This window comes from Anaeromyxobacter oryzae (assembly GCF_023169945.1).
Taxonomy (GTDB): domain Bacteria; phylum Myxococcota; class Myxococcia; order Myxococcales; family Anaeromyxobacteraceae; genus Anaeromyxobacter; species Anaeromyxobacter oryzae.
Genome location: NZ_AP025591.1, coordinates 1,611,098 through 1,626,062 on the forward strand (window position 1 = coordinate 1,611,098; position 14,965 = coordinate 1,626,062).

The 14,965-nt window shown below is 69.9% G+C and carries 20 protein-coding genes; 8 read left to right on the forward strand and 12 right to left on the reverse strand.

Annotated elements, in window-relative coordinates; all coding sequences use genetic code 11:
- Positions 1–89: 89 nt before the first annotated feature.
- The 3 genes from AMOR_RS07000 to AMOR_RS07010 form a co-directional block, all read right to left on the reverse strand.
- On the reverse strand, positions 90–413 hold the full coding sequence (locus tag AMOR_RS07000; protein WP_248360029.1) for a hypothetical protein: 324 nt from the start codon (positions 411–413) through the stop codon (positions 90–92).
- A 174-nt stretch (positions 414–587) separates the two neighbouring features.
- The gene (locus AMOR_RS07005) at positions 588–1,037 is read right to left on the reverse strand and encodes a hypothetical protein (protein ID WP_248360031.1); all 450 of its coding nucleotides are present in this window, start codon (positions 1,035–1,037) and stop codon (positions 588–590) included.
- 24 nt (positions 1,038–1,061) lie between these two features.
- The gene (locus AMOR_RS07010) at positions 1,062–1,670 is read right to left on the reverse strand and encodes a hypothetical protein (protein ID WP_248360032.1); all 609 of its coding nucleotides are present in this window, start codon (positions 1,668–1,670) and stop codon (positions 1,062–1,064) included.
- Between the two features lie 281 nt (positions 1,671–1,951).
- Here AMOR_RS07010 and AMOR_RS07015 point away from each other — a divergent pair, with 281 nt between their 5' ends.
- The gene (locus tag AMOR_RS07015; protein ID WP_248360033.1) at positions 1,952–2,392 is read left to right on the forward strand and encodes a response regulator; all 441 of its coding nucleotides are present in this window, start codon (positions 1,952–1,954) and stop codon (positions 2,390–2,392) included.
- A 26-nt stretch (positions 2,393–2,418) separates the two neighbouring features.
- On the opposite strand, the gene AMOR_RS07020 is transcribed toward AMOR_RS07015, so the two are convergent.
- From AMOR_RS07020 to AMOR_RS07045, 6 genes are all read right to left on the reverse strand, one after another.
- Positions 2,419–3,090 (reverse strand): methyltransferase family protein, encoded by a 672-nt coding sequence (locus AMOR_RS07020; RefSeq protein WP_248360034.1) that lies wholly within the window; start codon positions 3,088–3,090, stop codon positions 2,419–2,421.
- Entirely contained in the window at positions 3,087–3,422 is a 336-nt protein-coding gene (locus AMOR_RS07025) for a DUF2933 domain-containing protein (RefSeq protein WP_318653852.1), read from the reverse strand. The genes AMOR_RS07020 and AMOR_RS07025 overlap by 4 nt, the downstream gene beginning before the upstream one ends.
- Positions 3,391–5,670, reverse strand: coding sequence for a copper-transporting P-type ATPase (locus AMOR_RS07030; RefSeq protein ID WP_404800948.1), 2,280 nt, complete (start codon positions 5,668–5,670; stop codon positions 3,391–3,393). Before AMOR_RS07030 ends, AMOR_RS07025 begins: the two co-directional genes overlap by 32 nt.
- Positions 5,671–5,980: 310 nt before the next feature.
- Positions 5,981–6,280 (reverse strand): DUF5666 domain-containing protein, encoded by a 300-nt coding sequence (locus AMOR_RS07035; protein WP_248360036.1) that lies wholly within the window; start codon positions 6,278–6,280, stop codon positions 5,981–5,983.
- A gap of 12 nt (positions 6,281–6,292) precedes the next feature.
- Positions 6,293–6,892, reverse strand: a complete 600-nt coding sequence (locus AMOR_RS07040; RefSeq protein ID WP_248360037.1) for a c-type cytochrome — start codon at positions 6,890–6,892, stop codon at positions 6,293–6,295.
- Between the two features lie 15 nt (positions 6,893–6,907).
- Positions 6,908–7,270: a response regulator gene (locus AMOR_RS07045; RefSeq protein WP_248360040.1), complete on the reverse strand. Its 363-nt coding sequence runs from the start codon at positions 7,268–7,270 to the stop codon at positions 6,908–6,910.
- A gap of 20 nt (positions 7,271–7,290) precedes the next feature.
- On the opposite strand from AMOR_RS07045, the gene AMOR_RS07050 reads away from it, so the two are divergent.
- Positions 7,291–7,512, forward strand: coding sequence for a hypothetical protein (locus AMOR_RS07050; RefSeq protein ID WP_248360042.1), 222 nt, complete (start codon positions 7,291–7,293; stop codon positions 7,510–7,512).
- Positions 7,513–7,616: 104 nt separating this feature from the next.
- Here the strand turns inward: AMOR_RS07050 and AMOR_RS07055 are convergent, their stop codons facing one another.
- The 3 genes from AMOR_RS07055 to AMOR_RS07065 form a co-directional block, all read right to left on the reverse strand.
- Complete coding sequence (locus AMOR_RS07055; protein WP_248360044.1) at positions 7,617–7,940, reverse strand: hypothetical protein; 324 nt, start codon at positions 7,938–7,940, stop codon at positions 7,617–7,619.
- A 723-nt stretch (positions 7,941–8,663) separates the two neighbouring features.
- Positions 8,664–9,227 (reverse strand): efflux RND transporter periplasmic adaptor subunit, encoded by a 564-nt coding sequence (locus AMOR_RS07060; RefSeq protein WP_248360046.1) that lies wholly within the window; start codon positions 9,225–9,227, stop codon positions 8,664–8,666.
- A gap of 280 nt (positions 9,228–9,507) precedes the next feature.
- Positions 9,508–10,053 (reverse strand): hypothetical protein, encoded by a 546-nt coding sequence (locus AMOR_RS07065; RefSeq protein WP_248360049.1) that lies wholly within the window; start codon positions 10,051–10,053, stop codon positions 9,508–9,510.
- A gap of 208 nt (positions 10,054–10,261) precedes the next feature.
- Between AMOR_RS07065 and AMOR_RS07070 the strand changes: the two genes are divergently transcribed.
- The 6 genes from AMOR_RS07070 (at position 10,262) to AMOR_RS07095 (ending at position 14,965) form a co-directional block, all read left to right on the forward strand.
- Positions 10,262–10,834, forward strand: a complete 573-nt coding sequence (locus AMOR_RS07070) for a flavodoxin family protein (protein ID WP_248360050.1) — start codon at positions 10,262–10,264, stop codon at positions 10,832–10,834.
- A gap of 406 nt (positions 10,835–11,240) precedes the next feature.
- Complete coding sequence (gene msrB / locus AMOR_RS07075; protein WP_248360051.1) at positions 11,241–11,714, forward strand: peptide-methionine (R)-S-oxide reductase MsrB; 474 nt, start codon at positions 11,241–11,243, stop codon at positions 11,712–11,714.
- On the forward strand, positions 11,711–12,367 hold the full coding sequence (gene msrA / locus AMOR_RS07080) for a peptide-methionine (S)-S-oxide reductase MsrA (RefSeq protein ID WP_248360052.1): 657 nt from the start codon (positions 11,711–11,713) through the stop codon (positions 12,365–12,367). Before msrB ends, msrA begins: the two co-directional genes overlap by 4 nt.
- A gap of 122 nt (positions 12,368–12,489) precedes the next feature.
- Entirely contained in the window at positions 12,490–13,170 is a 681-nt protein-coding gene (locus tag AMOR_RS07085; protein ID WP_248360053.1) for a class I SAM-dependent methyltransferase, read from the forward strand.
- Positions 13,171–13,368: 198 nt separating this feature from the next.
- Positions 13,369–13,836: a hemerythrin domain-containing protein gene (locus AMOR_RS07090; protein WP_248360054.1), complete on the forward strand. Its 468-nt coding sequence runs from the start codon at positions 13,369–13,371 to the stop codon at positions 13,834–13,836.
- Positions 13,837–13,921: 85 nt separating this feature from the next.
- Entirely contained in the window at positions 13,922–14,965 is a 1,044-nt protein-coding gene (locus AMOR_RS07095; RefSeq protein WP_248360055.1) for an alpha/beta fold hydrolase, read from the forward strand.

Consider the following 14,965-nt stretch of genomic DNA (forward strand, 5'->3'; position numbering starts at 1 on the left):
CACAGCCCGTCGTCGGCCGGCAGAAGGGGAGCCAGCGCCGACCGACGACGAGCTGCACGCTGCGCGAGTGGAGGGTGTGCTCGCAGCGCTCACCGGCTGGCCGCGTCGCGCGCGGCCTCGTGATCCTTGCCCTGCATCATCGCATCGACGTGCTTCTGGCCGCGGAGCGCCATCTTCTCCCCGTTGACGGACGAGTGGGTCGCATCCCAGGCGGACTGGTGGTCCTTGCCCTTCATCATCTCCTCGGCGTGCCGCTGCGCGGTGGCGGTGTTCTCCTCCACGGCCGCCGTGCGGGTGATACGCGCGAGCGCGCGAGCCTCGTCGGTGCTGGACGGGGTCGGATTTGCGTAGGCGACGCCGGTTCCGAGGGCGAGCGCGGCGGCGGCAAGCGAGAGCGGGAGGCGGAATTTCATGATCTTCTTTCTCCAGTGTGCTTCTGGTTTGCGCTCTCGGTGTGCAGCGCCTGTGCCACCACGGGCAGCGACGTCGGATGCGGGATCGCGCGGACTTTCTCGCGGCCGCCGTTCATCCGACATTCCGGCGCCATCACATCGTGACCGTCTCCGTCACACGGGCATCAAGCTGCTTCACGGCCACGACAGGACCCGCACCGCCGGCTCATCCAGCCCGCGGATCGTGATGGCGAACGAGCGGGGCAATGTCTCGAGTGGGAAGACGAGCTGACCACGACTGTGATGGCCTCGAAGGCCTGGAGCCGACGTCGGTGCAATGCTCTTCCCTTCGACCTCGAGAGATACGCTCTTCATCAGGTCGTGCTTGTCGAGATCATTGACGGTGTGAGTGGTGACCGCGATGTCGACGAACAGTCGTCCTTCAGCGTGCCTTCGTGGCGTCACCGTCACCGTGACGGCGCCCGCGCTCTCCCTGGTCACACCGATGATCTGGCTCGCGGTGTCCGACTCGACCGCCGAGGCACGGGCGACTCCGCTCGCCAGGGGGTGGGCGCTGACGACTGCAAGCGCGAAGACCGCGCCTGCAGCGGCTCGCGAAGCACCGATCGCTCCTCGAATGGACATGTCTACCTCCTCCGCCCACGGGCATCAGGATGAAGCAGCCCATCCGGCGAACAGCGCAGCGATGAGCACGACGGCGGCGAGGACGATGGCCGGCAGCAGGGCTCTGTCCACGGGCCAGCGAAGCGCGAGGGAGAGCAGTGATGTCCGGCCGGGGAACAGCCCGTGTCGCCGTAGCAAGCCGAGCACGTAGACGAGACCCACGAAGTTCGAGAGCACGCCGACCAGGAGGAACACGGTCTGGTACGTCGCAAGCAGCGTGACCGCGCCGGCGACTCCGATGACCGAGAGTACATCGCCGAGATGGTGGGCGCAGCAGGCGACCATCGAGAGCGTGCTTGCCCCACCGGACGCGACGACGCCGCGCGCGTGCGCCGTCGAGTGCCCTGCTCGCGCCGCGCCCCGCGCATAGGCGAAGAGGCCCACCTGCAGCGAGAAGCCGAGCACGAGAGGCACCATCCAGAACTCGAGGCGCACGAGCTCGTCGAGGAGGTGCTCGAGGGAGTTGGCGACGGCCAGCGTCCCCGCGTAGACGCCGATGAGCAGCGCGCCGGCCAGTGCGCCCCAGCCGAATCCGCGTGCGCGAAGCGACCGGTGCAGGGACCAGTCGACGTGGCCGTTCTCCCCCGTCCGCATGGTGCCGGCCCACGACCGAGGCGGCCCTTCGCCGGGGTCGTGACTCGCGCGTTCCGGCTGCGCTCTCTCACTCATGGGCTTTCCCCCAATGGTGAAATGCAGTCTCCTTGCCAACGGCAGCGACCGTGCGACCTGGTCCTCGATGTGCCGACTGCTTTCGAGCTCGCGAGAAGGGCGCGCCGCTGCGCGTGCGTTGCGCCGCGGGCATCAGGCGAGACGGATCTCCGGTCGCCGGGAAGGAGCGGCGCGGCGATTGCAGCACTCAGTAGCGGAGGTCCCCGATGACCGTTCCTCGCGTGCTCATCATTCACGGAGATCGCTGGGCGCGCCGCTTCCTGTCGCGTGTACTCGAGGACTCCTGCGACCTGTCGCTCGCCGAGGACGAAGCCGAAGCGCTCTCCTGGCTCACGGCCGAGCGCTTCGACGTCGTCCTCTCCGACGTTCATGTCGCGGCTTCAGGGGCGGCTCCATTCGCAGCGACGCTCGAGGCGACCTCGCCCGGCGCGGAGGTCATCCTGGTGGCGGGCGCTCGGGAAGGTGAGCGGTGCGAGGACCTCCGAGCGTGCGGCGTTCTCGAGTGTCTCCCGGACGCGTTCGATCCCGATAGTGTGACGCGGGCGCTGCAGCGCGCCATCGACCGTAAGGCCCTGCGCGCCGAGATCGAGCGGCTGCGCGAGGAGCTTCATCGCGCTCGCGATGGACAGAGTTCCTGGCAAGCATGATCGCCGGGGCGCGTCCGTGCGACCGCTTAGCCATGCGCGCTCCACTCCCCGCCGGCCGGTCTCGGCCGGCGCGGCCGCGGGATGAACCGTGGAGTGTGCGACGCGTACTCGTCCCACACCCCGCCGAACGCCTCGCGGACCTCGCGCTCCTCTCGATGCGCGAGCCGCACGTAGACGGTCACGAGGAAGGGGAACATCACCAGCGTCACGATCGTGGGCCACTGGAGGAGGAAGCCGATCATGATGACGATGAAGCCGACGTACTGCGGGTGACGCACGTAGGCATACGGCCCCGTCGTCGCGAGCGTGCCTTCCCGCTGCGAGCGGAAGAGCACGCTCCACGCCGCGGACAGGAGGAAGAACCCAGCGACGATGAGCACGTTGCTCGCGATGTGGATCGGGTTCCAGTGCGGGTCACCCCTGGACCCGAGGAGCGTGTACCAGAGGTGCCCGAAGTCGTGGCCGAGCGGATCGACGCCTGGGAACCTCCGCGTGAGCCAGCCCGACAGCAGGTAGATCGTGAGCGGGAAGCCATACATCTCGACGAAGAGCGCCACGATGAACGCGGAGAAGCTGCCGAACGTGCGCCAGTCGCGCTTCGTCTTCGGCTTGAAGAAGCTGAAGGCGAAGAGGATGAAGATCGCCGAGTTGATGATGACCAGTGACCACAGCCCGTACGCCGGCGCGTCGTGGTTCATGGGATGCCCCCCAGTCCTCGCTCACTCTGCCCGCGGCCTCCGTGCTCCAGATGGGCGCCGCCGGCGTGGCCGTGTCCCCGGTGCACGAAGAGGTGAATGAGCGGGCAGAGCAGGAGGAGGACGAACGGAAGCGCGCCGAGGAGGTGCGCCCTGTGTTCCTCCCAGAGGAAGAACAGCGCGATCGCAAGGAACAGGCAGAAGCCCAGCCAGACTGGGATCCGGAAGGGAGAGCGCCGCGGGCGCGCAGTCGAACCCGCGGTCGCGACGCCTGGAGTGGCTCGTCTCATGGCTTCTCCCCCTTCACGCCGCGGCGTGCCGTAGTCGCAGCGCATTGCTGACGACCGACACCGAGCTGAAGCTCATGGCAGCGGCCGCGATGATCGGGGACAGCAGCAGGCCGAAGAACGGGTAGAGCACGCCAGCCGCGATCGGCACGCCGGCCGCGTTGTAGACGAACGCGAAGAACAGGTTCTGCTTGATGTTGCGCATCGTGCTCCGCGACAGGCGCCGCGCCCGGACGATGCCTCGCAGGTCGCCCTTCACGAGGGTCACCGGCGCGCTCTCCATGGCCACGTCGGTGCCGGTGCCCATCGCGATCCCGACCTGCGCCTGTGCGAGCGCGGGCGCGTCGTTGATCCCGTCGCCGGCCATGGAGACGAACCGACCTTCGCCCTGGAGCCGCTTGACGACGTCGACCTTCTGGTCCGGCAAGACCTCGGCCACCACGTCGTCGAGCCCGAGCGTGCGCGCCACCGCCGCTGCCGTGGTCCGGCTGTCGCCGGTGAGCATCACGATGCGGATGCCCTCGTCGTGCAGGGCACGGATCGCCTCCGGCGTGCTCTCCTTGATCGGATCGGCGACGCCGAGCAGCCCCGCCCGCTGGCCCTCGACGGCGACGAACACGACCGTCTGCCCCTCGGTCCGGAGCGCCTCGGCCTCGTCGGCGAAGGAGCCCAGCTCGATCCCGAGGTCCGCCATCAGGGCGCGGTTCCCCAGCGCCACGGTGCGGCCCTCCACGGCTCCGCGCACGCCCTTGCCGGTGATGCCCTCGAACCGCGAGACGTTTCCCGGCGCGACCCCGCGCTCCTGGCTCCCCTTCACGATGGCGGCCGCGAGCGGGTGCTCGCTGCCGCGCTCCAGCGTGGCCGCGAGGCGAAGCAGCGTCCGCTCGTCGAGGCCCGCGACGGGCAGGACCGTGACGAGCCTGGGCTTGCCCTCGGTGAGCGTGCCCGTCTTGTCCACCACGAGCGTGTCCACCTTGCGCATGACCTCGATCGCCTCGGCGTTCCGGAAGAGCACGCCCATCGTCGCGCCCTTGCCGGTCGCCACCATGATGGACATCGGCGTGGCGAGCCCGAGCGCGCACGGGCAGGCGATGATGAGCACCGCGACCGCGTTGATGAGGGCGTGGGCCATGCGCGGGTCGGGCCCGACGACGCTCCAGATCGCGAACGTGACGACCGCGATGGCGACGACGGTCGGAACGAAGTACCCCGCGACGACGTCGGCGAGCTTCTGGATCGGCGCGCGGCTTCGCTGCGCCTCCGCGACCATCGCGACGATGCGCGAGAGCAAGGTCTCGGCCCCGACCTTCTCTGCGCGCATGACGAGCGAGCCGGTGCCGTTGACGGTCGCGCCCACGACCTTGTCGCCCGGCTGCTTCTGGACCGGGATCGGCTCGCCCGAGACCATCGATTCGTCGATCGAGCTCGTCCCCTCGAGGACGCGCCCGTCCACGGGGACCTTCTCCCCGGGGCGCACGCGCAGGCGATCGCCCACGCGCACGTCGTCGAGCGGCACGTCTTCCTCGTTTCCGTCGTCGCGGATCCGTCGGGCCGACTTCGCCGCCATGCCCAGGAGCTTCTGGATGGCCGCGCTCGTCTGGCTGCGAGCGCGCAGCTCGAGCACCTGCCCGAGCAGGATGAGCGTGACGATCACCCCGGCTGCCTCGAAGTAGACCGCGACCTCGCCAGCCTCGTCGCGGAAGCTCGCCGGGAAGATGCCGGGGAGAAGCGCGGCGACGACGCTGTATGCATAGGCGACGAGCACGCCGAGCCCGATCAGGGTGAACATGTTCAGGCTGCGGTTCTTCACCGACCGCGCCGCGCGGACGTAGAACGGCCACGCCGACCACGAGCAGACCGGTGTCGCGAGAGCGAGCTCGAGCAAGGTTCGAGTGCGCATCCCCATGAGCGACGAAAGCAGCCGCTCGACGGCGGGGATGTACATGCCCATCGCGATCAGGAGCAGCGGAACGGTGAAGAACGTCGCGAGCCAGAACCGACGAGACATGTCGCGCAGCTCTGGATTCTCTTCCTCGGCCGTCGCGGTCCTCGGCTCGAGCGCCATGCCGCAGATGGGACAGGAGCCCGGGGCAGCTCGCACGATCTCCGGGTGCATCGGGCACACCCACTCGGTCGGAAGCGGCTTCGGTGCGGGCACGGTCGGCTCGAGCGCCATCCCGCACTTCGAGCACGTGCCCGGACCGGCTTGCTTCACGTCCGGGTGCATCGGGCACACGTAGACCGTCGTCTGGCTGGCCCGCGGGAGTTGAGGCGCCTGCGCGCCCGGATCGGTCATGCGGACGGCCGCTCGGTGAAGCGGCGCCCTGTCGAGCTCATCGTTCGTGCGCTCGTGCATGTGCGCTCCCTCTCATGCATGAGGGTTCCCGAGGTCCGGCAGTGCACTGTTCCTGCCAACGCGTCGCGACGCCCGGAAGAGGACGGTGAGGCGCCGCCTCGCGTCGGTCCTGGCATGGAGCCGGGAGCGCGAGTCGGCTCGCTGCATCACACCTTCCTGGTTCTCGAGTCTCTCGCGGACGCTCTCGCGCGGGAGAGCCGGCGCAAGCGCAGCGTGACGTCCTTCGTCACGGCGTGACGTAGACGCGCGACTACGGCGTACCCAGCTTCACGTCGGTCGCCTGGAGCTGTCCGGCGCCGCGCTTCGCATGGACGACCGCCCGGTCGCCTGGGTGGACGTCGGCTGCGTGGATCGTGACCGTGCCGCGGGTGATCCGGGTCTCCGGCGTGAGCGCGACCGTGACCGCCTCCCCGGAAGGCGTGTCGACCACGAGCCGCTCCGCGCTGATCTCCTTCACGACGCCACGGACGTGCGCTCCGCCCTCGTGGGCGAGCGCCGAGCCACCGATGAGCGCCGTCGCGACGAGCGCTCCCTCCAACCACCTCTTCATCTCAGTCTCCGTTCAGTGATGATGCCCGCCCTGCTCGCGCGGCGGAGGCTCGCCGCCGCGCAGGAACTGCTCCTCGTCCTCGAGCTCGCGCCACTCCTCCGGGGATCTGGGATTCAGTCGCTCCATGTCGGCCCGCTCGGCGTCGGTGAGCCGAGGCAGGTGCCGGACGAAGTGGACGAGCTTCCAGCTCTCCTCCGGCTTGGCGGCGCCGCCCCACGCTGGCATCCCGGTGAACCGGATTCCGTTCTCGATCACGTAGAACAGCTCCCCGTCGGTGAGGTCCTGCGTCGCGGGCGCCCTGAGGTCGGGCGCGCGCGGATACAGGTTCTTCCCGAGATCGGTCCGGCCGCTTCCGTCGTTTCCGTGGCAGCTCGCGCAGTGATCCGCGAAGTGGGCGCGCCCCTCCGTCAGGATCCGCTCGCTCGCGGCGAGCGGATTCCGCTGGTCGCGCGCTCGCGACGGCATCGCGAGAAGCCGCACCTTTCGCGCGAGGGCGACCTCGAAGCCGGACGGCGGCGGCCGAGCGGAGAGTCCGCCGCGGAGCAGCAAGACCGCGCCGCCCCCCACCAGGATCACGAGAGCGGCCGCGACCCCTGCCAGGAACCTAGCCATTCCCGCGCTCCTGCCTCATCCGTCACCGCTCCTTGAAGTCATCCGAGCGGAGCCCGTAGAGCTCGCGCCGGAGCTCCTGGTCTGCACGCGGAGGCGCCGCCGCTCGAGCGCTCGCGCGACGACCAGCAAGGCGTCGTCGGGGTCGAACGGCTTCTGCAGGTAGTCGTAGGCCCCCTGCTTCATCGCGTCGACGGCGTCCTGCACGCTCGCGTACGCCGTCATCATGATGGCCTCCGTGTCGGGCGCCCTCGACTTCACCGTCCTGGGCACCTCGAACCGGTCCACCCCTGGCATCCCGAGGTCGGTCACGACGAGGTCGAACTCCAGCTTCAGCATGTTCTCCTTGTCGTCGACGACGAAGATGCGCGCCCGTTCCATCTCAGACCCTCGCGGCGGTCGTGCTGACGTTCGCGGTGGGCCGCGGCGTCGTTCATGGCGCCGGCTTCGCGACGGCAGGGCCACTGCTGCGCATGGGCGGCGCCGCGTTGCGCTCTCACCTCCTCCTCACGGTCGTCCGGCGCCACGACGAACAGCCCGCGAAGCGCAGCCGCCTGCGTCGTGGCGAGGTCGAGCATCCGGAGGATGCGCGAGTGGATCGGCGTATGGTGAAGGGAGCGTAAGCGCCGCGAGGACATCGCAGCCCGTCCTCGGGCGGCTGAAGGGGAGCCAGCGCCGACCGACGACGGGCTGCGCGCTGCTGGACCGGGGGGTTTCCTCGCAGCGCTTACCGGCTGGCCGCGTCGCGCGCGGCCTCGTGATCCTTGCCCTGCATCATCGCGTCGACGTGCCTCCGGCCGCGCAGCGCCATCTTCTCGCCGTTGGCGGATGAGTGGGTCGCGTCCCAGGCGGCCTGGTGGTCCTTGCCCTTCATCATCTCCTCGGCGTGCCGCTGCGCATTCGCGGTGTTCTCCTCCACGTCCGCCGTGCGGGTGGTGCGCACGAGGGCGCGAGCCTCGTCCGTGCTGGAGGGAGTCGGACTCGCGTAGGCGACGCTGGTTCCGAGGGCGAGGACGGCGGCGGCAAGCGAGATCGGGAGGCGGAATTTCATGATCTTCTCTCTCCAGTGTGCTTCTGGTTTGCGCTCTCGATTTGCAGCGCCTGTGCCACCACGGGCAGCGACGTCGGACGAAGGATTCGGCGCGAGTTTTCTTCGCGGCCGCCATTCATCGGACATTCCGGGGCCATCAGATCGTGACCGTCTTCGTCACGCTCCGCGCCCCGAGCAGGCGCGCACCGGCGCGCACGGCGGCGTTCCTCGTCAGCCTTCCTGGAGCGCGCGGACCGGATGTCGCGACCACGTCCTCGCAGGACTCCGGTGGGTGCGGCCGCGAGCGCCGCGCACACCGGCCGTCCAGTGCCGGTTGAGGCGCAGCTGACCGAAGAAGAGCATCCACCTGCCGCTCGACCTCCGGCGCGAAGACCCGGCCTCCGCGCCGCCGTTCCAAGGAGGGGAACGGCTCCAAGACTCACCCGAGTCACGCGGGGGCCGGGCCCGAAGCCGAAGAGCAATCCCCGTGCCTTGCGTCCCTCCCCTGCTTTACGTCAGGTTGCGCGATCCGGGCTGGTACGCTTGATCACGGTGTGATGGCCCGCGTTACGATCTCCGGCCCTCCCGCTCCTCACGGCCGCACCGATGGCGTCGAACTCGCGAGCTCTTCGGCGACGCAGGATCTCGCTCGCTGCTGCGGGCTCCTTCACGCGGGCGACAGCGCCCCGATGAAGCCTGAGCGCGCCGCGCAGCGGGCATCTCTCTGGTGGCTCGCGAGCACCGCTACCGCGGTGCCACGCGCGCGCCGTCCACGATCGAATCGGCCGGCTGCGTGATGACCGTGGCGTCCTCGACGAGACCGTTCGTGACCGCGGTCCACTCGCCGTCCGACGCTCCGATCTCGACCGGCACGAGGCGCGCACGTCCCCCTTCGAGCTTGAACAGCGCCCATCGATCGCGATCCCGGAACAGCGCGGTTGCCGGAACGCGCAGGACGTCCTTGTCTTCTCGCACGACGACCGTGACATCGACGCGGTAGTCGTGGCCGAGCTCCGGCGGAGGCTGCTCCGCGAGATCGAGTACGACGTGGACCCGTTGTTCCTCGAGCCCGAGCGCGGACACCTTCGTGAAGGCGGCCGGCTCGATGGTTCGGACGCGGACCGCCAGCGGCTTGCCTCCCCACCCGGTGACGCGCCCCGTCGCGCCGACGCGGACCCTTGCGGCGTCGCTCGACAGCAGGTCGGCGACGACCTCCAGCCGGCTCACATCGCCCACCTCGACGAGGGGCGTTCCCGCGGCGACCGGTCCTGCGCTCTCCCGAACGACCCGCAGGATGCGGCCGGGCACTGGCGAGATGACGATCGCAGCAGGTGCGGAGCCACGCCGCTCGCTGGTGGTGAGCGTCGCGAGCGCACGCGCGAGTTGTGCACCCGCCTCGCCGGACGCGGCACGAGCCGCCTCGAGGGCGCGGCGGCGGCGGGCGTGGGCGTCAGAGGTCAGCCCGATCCAGCGGCTCAGGGAGGCGCACGACCGCATGCGCGGTCGGTCCATTCGTCCGTGCTCGGGTGCGCTCCGTCTGGACGCGCAAACGGGACCGAGCCGGAATCGCACCCCGGTCCGACGATCTTCACGATCCGTGCTGCGGATGATCCATCATCCCGCATCCCTGCTGCTCCATGTGTTGCGCGTAACTGCGCACGGCGGACTGCAGCTTCTGCAGATCGGCGGGGTCGTTCGGCGTCACCTGGATCCTCGCGCCGTCGGGGAGATCCTCGACGGCCGCACGCGACGGCGGCGGCATGCCGCCCATCTCTTCCCCGCCCATGCCGCCTCCCATCATCCCGCCCATCATCCCACCGTGCCCGGTCTCACCGGAGGCGTGCTGGCGATTGTGCATGTCCGCCATTGCGTGCACCCTCTCGCGGAGCGCGGCGGCCTGGTCTGGCGTCGTCGTGAACGTCAGCGCCTCGCCGGTGGCGGTGTCCGCGGCCGACACCTTCGTGCCAGGAACGCTCATCGGGCACATGCCTGCCATCCCGCCACCCATCGCGGCGCCGGCGGACGGCGGAGCGGTCGCGGCGGGCTCGGGCGTTGCCGCGGACGCGGCGTGCCCTGCCATGCAAGCGGTGCCCGTGAGCGCGAAGACGACGGTGGCCAGGAGCGATCGAGTCATGGGTTGCCTGTCCTTTCGTGCGTGAGAGGCGCAGTCTGCGCTCGCGACGTCATCCCGCGGCTGCCCGAGAGGGTGAACGACCCGTCCGCGTTTCGCACGCTGGTCGCGGTCGGGCCTTCGCCAGGCATTCGATGACGAGGCGTCGCGCCGTCCATCACGAAGGAAGACTCATGACGCCGGCGCGGAGATGTGTTTTCCTGCGCGGCCCATGAGAGTCGTCGCATTCAACGCCAGCTCCCGGAAGGACGGCAACACCGCGATCCTGCTCCGCCGCGTCCTCGACGAGCTCGAGCGCGAGGACATCGCCGCCGAGGTGGTGAACATCGGTGGCCAGCCGCTCCGCGGCTGCACCGGTTGTCGCCGGTGCCGGACGCTGCAGGACGGGCGCTGCTCGAGGGACGACGATCTCGTCAACGCGTGCATCGAGAAGATGCGCGCGGCCGACGGGATCCTGCTCGGCTCACCGACCTACTTCTCCGACGTGACCACGGAGATGAAGGCGCTCATCGACCGCTGCGGCTTCGTCGCGAAGTCGAACGGTGACCTGTTCCGCCGCAAGGTCGGCGCCGCGGTGGTCGCGGTCCGGCGCGCCGGCTCGATCCACGCCTTCGACACGATGAACCACTTCTTCACGATCAATCAGATGATCGTGCCCGGCTCGTCGTACTGGAACGTCGGCGTGGGCCTCGAGAAGGGGGACGTGGAGAAGGACGAGGAGGGGCTCCGGACGATGAAGGTGCTTGGTGAGAACATGGCGTGGCTGCTGAAGAAGGTCCGCTGACGAGAGCCAGGCCCCGCTCCATGCGTGGTTGGCGCTCACCTTCCTCGCGATCGTCGAGAACCGCTTCACAGCGGACCGCAACCCAGTCCAGGACCCGACCGGACATGTAAGGCAGCGCGGCTTTGACGGAACAGGCGCTCGAATGCCTCCGCGTCGCCCGCCACGTTGTCCTCCGTCAGGGCCTCCTCGTCCGCACGTGCGCGCTGCGAGGACCCTCGCGCCCAACTGTCTTGGCGCGCGGCACGTATCCAGAGCATCTACGAGACGTGACGCCATGAGCGCGCGGTACTCGGGTAGGGCGCGTGGGGTGGTCCTCGGGGCGGCTTGCCTCCTGGGCATCGCTCACGCGGGCGGCGCCGAGGTCCAGCCCGGCGAGCGCTCGGCTGGAGCGCAGGAGACGGCGCGTATGCCGACCTTCGAGAAGCCGTCCGACGACGAGCTGCGTACGCGGCTCACGCGGGAGCAGTACCAGGTCACGCAGCACGAGGGCACCGAGCCGCCGTTCCGGAATGCGTACTGGGACGAGCACCGGACCGGGATCTACGTGGACGTCGTCTCGGGGGAGCCACTCTTCAGCTCGCTCGACAAGTTCGAGTCCGGCACCGGCTGGCCGAGCTTCACTCGACCGATCGCTCCCTCTGCGATCACGACGCGCAAGGATCACCTCCTGTTCATCCCGCGCACGGAGGTCCGCTCCAGCGTCGCGGACTCGCACCTCGGGCACGTGTTCGACGATGGGCCGCCGCCCACCGGGCTGCGGTACTGCATCAACTCGGCCGCCCTGAGGTTCGTCCCGGTCGAGCGGCTCGCCGCGGAGGGCTACGGCGAGTACCTGAAGCTCTTCCAGACGACCGCGCAGGATGGGAGGGCGTACCCTTGAAGCCGGCGCTGCTCCTCGCCGCCCTCGCGATCGCGGGCGTTTCCATCGTGAAGGTCGTCTCGCAGCCCAGACCGGGGGGCGCGGGCGGCGACGTGATCGGAAACCCGAGCGTCGGGACGCGACCGGGCAACGTCGGCCAGGGCACGCCGCTCGTCCCGTCGGCCGGTCGCGAGCTCGCGGTCTTCGCTCAGGGCTGCTTCTGGGGCGTCGAGGAGCGCTTCCGGAGGGTGCCGGGCGTCGTCGCGACCGCGGTGGGCTACACGGGCGGAAGAGAGAAGGACCCGACGTACGAGACGGTGAGCGCACACCGGACCGGACACGCCGAGGCCGTACTCGTCGAGTTCGATCCGGCCCAGGTGACGTACGCCGAGCTGCTCCGGGTCTTCTGGGAGACGCACGACTCGACGTCGGGCGACCGGCAGGGACCGGATCGCGGGCACCAGTACCGCTCCGCGATCTTCACGTTCGGGCCGGAGCAGCAGGCGGCGGCGCTCGCCTCCCGCGACGCCGAACAGGCCCGCCTCGCGGACCGGATCACGACGGAGATCGCTCCAGCCGGCCCGTTCTGGATCGCGGAGAGCTATCACCAGCAGTGGGACGAGCGGCATGGGTACCGGTCCTGCCCGGCTCCGCATCGCCCGCGCGCGAGGTGAGCGGTGGTGGAAGCAGTGGCGACCGGGGTCCTGAGCCCTGCTCGGTGCTCAGGGCCACCGCGGTCGGGAACGAGACCTCCGGACGGTGTACGTCTTCCCGGCTGCCGGAACGGGAGCGAAAGATGCCGTCCCATCACTTCATCCCAGGCGCGAGGTTCCGGTTCCTCACCCCGTCGTACGATCGCCTGAGCCGCCTCATGGGCTTCGGCGAGCGCTTCCGCGCGTTCGAGCTGCGCGCGCTCGGCGCGCTCGACGGCAAGCGAGTGCTCGACGTGGGCTGCGGAACCGGCGCGCTGCTGGCCGAGCTCCGTGAGGCGAAGCCGGCGCGCCTCGTGGGAATCGATCCCGATCCGGCCATGCTCGCCCAGGCCGAACCGAAGCTCCGGGCTGCGGGCGTGACGGCCGAGCTCCTGCGCGGCTCGGCGGACGCGCTGCCTTTCCCGGACGGCTCCTTCGATGTCGTCGTGTCGAGCCTCATGTTCCACCACCTCGACGGCCCGACGAAGCGGGCGGCGCTCCGGGAATGGCGCCGCGCGCTCGCGCCCCGCGGCGCGCTCGTCCTCGTGGACTTCGGCGCCCCGCGGAACGCGATGCTGCGCGCCGTTCTCTGGCCGCTCGGCCTCTTCGAGCACGTCGCGGAGAACATGCGCGGCCGCCTCCCGGCGCTCCTCGAGGAGGCCGGCTTCACGTGCAGCGAGGTCGGCCGGTACGGCGGCGTCGTCGTGGCGCTCGCCGCGACGCCTCGGACGCTCACCGCGCCTGGAGCGCGGCCAGCCGGCTCGCGGCTCGGCGCGCCCAGGTAGCTCGCAGGCTCACGAGGCCGCCGAGCGCAACGATGATCCCTCGTCGGGCGACCCGGCCTGAGGCGTCGGCCCCTCGGGGCCCCGATCCCGATTGGATACCGAGGTCGTCGCTGGCCGTTCTCCCGTCGCGCGGCGGCCCCGGCACGATAACGAGGAAAGACAGGGAAACGGAGGCTGGCCATGCCCGAGACCACGAAGGTGACGCAGGGCTTCCTCGACGGCCATGCGGCGCTGAGGAAGCAGCTCGAGATTCACAAGGCCGGAGTCGGAGGCCTGCATGGCGCGTCTCGAGAGGCGGCGAGAGTCACGATGGATCGCGCGGTGCTGTTCCTCGACGAGGAGATCAGGCCGCACGCGAGCTGGGAGGAAGTGAAGTTCTATCCGCTGCTGGACTCGATGGTCGGCGGCCGCGCGCCCTTCACCGCCACCATGCGCCACGAGCACGCGATCATCGACCGCTGGATCGAGGATCTCGCCGTCAATGCCGGGTCCACCGCTCCCGATGTGGTCTGGTTCGCGCGCAGCGCCGACCGGCTGTTCGGGCTCATCGAGGCGCACTTCGAGGAAGAGGAGGCGGTGCTGCTCCCGATCCTCGAGCGCCGCTACGAGACCGCCGACGACTTCGAGCGGGCGGTTGGCGGCGAGATCCACGCGCACTCCCACTGAGCGGGCCCGTCCTTCCCCGGTCGTGCACCAGCGAACCTTCGGCGGAAGGTGCCTACTCGCCAACGGCCGCACCGGGAGGAATGGCATGAGACGCCCTGGAGAGACCGCGCCGTTCCGTGGCCCGCGGGGCCAGCCCGTGCCGGGCAGCATCGCCGAGATCCGCTACCTCCGCCTGGGCGGGCTCGATCAGTGGGTGATGATCCGTGGCGAGAGCGTCACGAATCCGCCGCTGATCCTCCTGCATGGGGGGCCCGGCCTGAGCGAGACGGCGCTCTTCCGCCACTTCAACGCGGCGCTCGAGAAGACCTTCACCGTCGTCTACTGGGATCAGCGCGGCGCCGCGAAGTCGTTCGACCGCGGGATCCCCAGGTCCTCGATGACGGTTGAGCAGTTCATCAGCGACCTCGACGAACTGGTCGAGGCCGTGCGCGCCCGCGTCGGGCACGAGCGGGTCGCCATCTTCGGGCATTCCTGGGGGTCGGCGCTCGGCGTGCTCTACGCCGGACGCTTCCCGGAGAAGGTGGCCGCCTACGCCGGGAGCGGACAGATCGGTGACTGGGCGGCAGGCGAGGCGCTGTCGTACGCGTTCGTGCTCGCGGAGGCGCAGCGTCGCGACGACCGCAAGGCGTTGAAGGCGCTCCGCGCGATCGGCCCGCCGCCTCACGACGCCAGGAGACTGTGGACGCAGCGCACGTGGCTGCAGCGCGTCGAGGGAGACCTGACCGCGAGGGCCCTCTGGAAGTTCGGTCGCGTCCTCCTCGGTGCGCCGGAATCCTCCATCCTCGACCTGCCCGGCCTCGTGCGAGGCTTCCGCTTCTCGCTCGACGCCATGTGGGCCGAGGTCTCGGCGCTGAACCTCCTGGAGCGGGCTCCCGCGTTGCAGATGCCCGTGTTCTTTCTCCTCGGGCGCCACGATCACTGGGTGCCACCCGAGACCAGCGTCGCCTACTTCGAGGCGCTGACCGCGCCCTCCAAGGGACTCGTGTGGTTCGAGGCGTCCAAGCACGAGCCGTTCGTCGACGAGCCGGCGAAATTCAATGCAGCGATGGTGGAGCTGGTGCGGCCAATCCTCGCCGGCATTCCGCGCCCGCCCGTGCCCTCCGGGCAGGCCGCTCACGCGGCCTCCTGA

Coding starts and splice junctions, on each gene's coding strand:
- AMOR_RS07000 (WP_248360029.1), bottom strand. CDS start 413: ATGAAATTCCGCCTCCCGCTCTCGCTTGCCGCCGCCGCGCTCGCCCTC.
- AMOR_RS07005 (WP_248360031.1), bottom strand. CDS start 1,037: ATGTCCATTCGAGGAGCGATCGGTGCTTCGCGAGCCGCTGCAGGCGCG.
- AMOR_RS07010 (WP_248360032.1), bottom strand. CDS start 1,670: ATGCGGACGGGGGAGAACGGCCACGTCGACTGGTCCCTGCACCGGTCG.
- AMOR_RS07015 (WP_248360033.1), top strand. CDS start 1,952: ATGACCGTTCCTCGCGTGCTCATCATTCACGGAGATCGCTGGGCGCGC.
- AMOR_RS07020 (WP_248360034.1), bottom strand. CDS start 3,090: ATGAACCACGACGCGCCGGCGTACGGGCTGTGGTCACTGGTCATCATC.
- AMOR_RS07025 (WP_318653852.1), bottom strand. CDS start 3,422: ATGCGCTGCGACTACGGCACGCCGCGGCGTGAAGGGGGAGAAGCCATG.
- AMOR_RS07030 (WP_404800948.1), bottom strand. CDS start 5,670: ATGACCGATCCGGGCGCGCAGGCGCCTCAACTCCCGCGGGCCAGCCAG.
- AMOR_RS07035 (WP_248360036.1), bottom strand. CDS start 6,280: ATGAAGAGGTGGTTGGAGGGAGCGCTCGTCGCGACGGCGCTCATCGGT.
- AMOR_RS07040 (WP_248360037.1), bottom strand. CDS start 6,892: ATGGCTAGGTTCCTGGCAGGGGTCGCGGCCGCTCTCGTGATCCTGGTG.
- AMOR_RS07045 (WP_248360040.1), bottom strand. CDS start 7,270: ATGGAACGGGCGCGCATCTTCGTCGTCGACGACAAGGAGAACATGCTG.
- AMOR_RS07055 (WP_248360044.1), bottom strand. CDS start 7,940: ATGAAATTCCGCCTCCCGATCTCGCTTGCCGCCGCCGTCCTCGCCCTC.
- AMOR_RS07065 (WP_248360049.1), bottom strand. CDS start 10,053: ATGACTCGATCGCTCCTGGCCACCGTCGTCTTCGCGCTCACGGGCACC.
- AMOR_RS07070 (WP_248360050.1), top strand. CDS start 10,262: ATGAGAGTCGTCGCATTCAACGCCAGCTCCCGGAAGGACGGCAACACC.
- msrB (WP_248360051.1), top strand. CDS start 11,241: ATGCCGACCTTCGAGAAGCCGTCCGACGACGAGCTGCGTACGCGGCTC.
- AMOR_RS07085 (WP_248360053.1), top strand. CDS start 12,490: ATGCCGTCCCATCACTTCATCCCAGGCGCGAGGTTCCGGTTCCTCACC.
- AMOR_RS07095 (WP_248360055.1), top strand. CDS start 13,922: ATGAGACGCCCTGGAGAGACCGCGCCGTTCCGTGGCCCGCGGGGCCAG.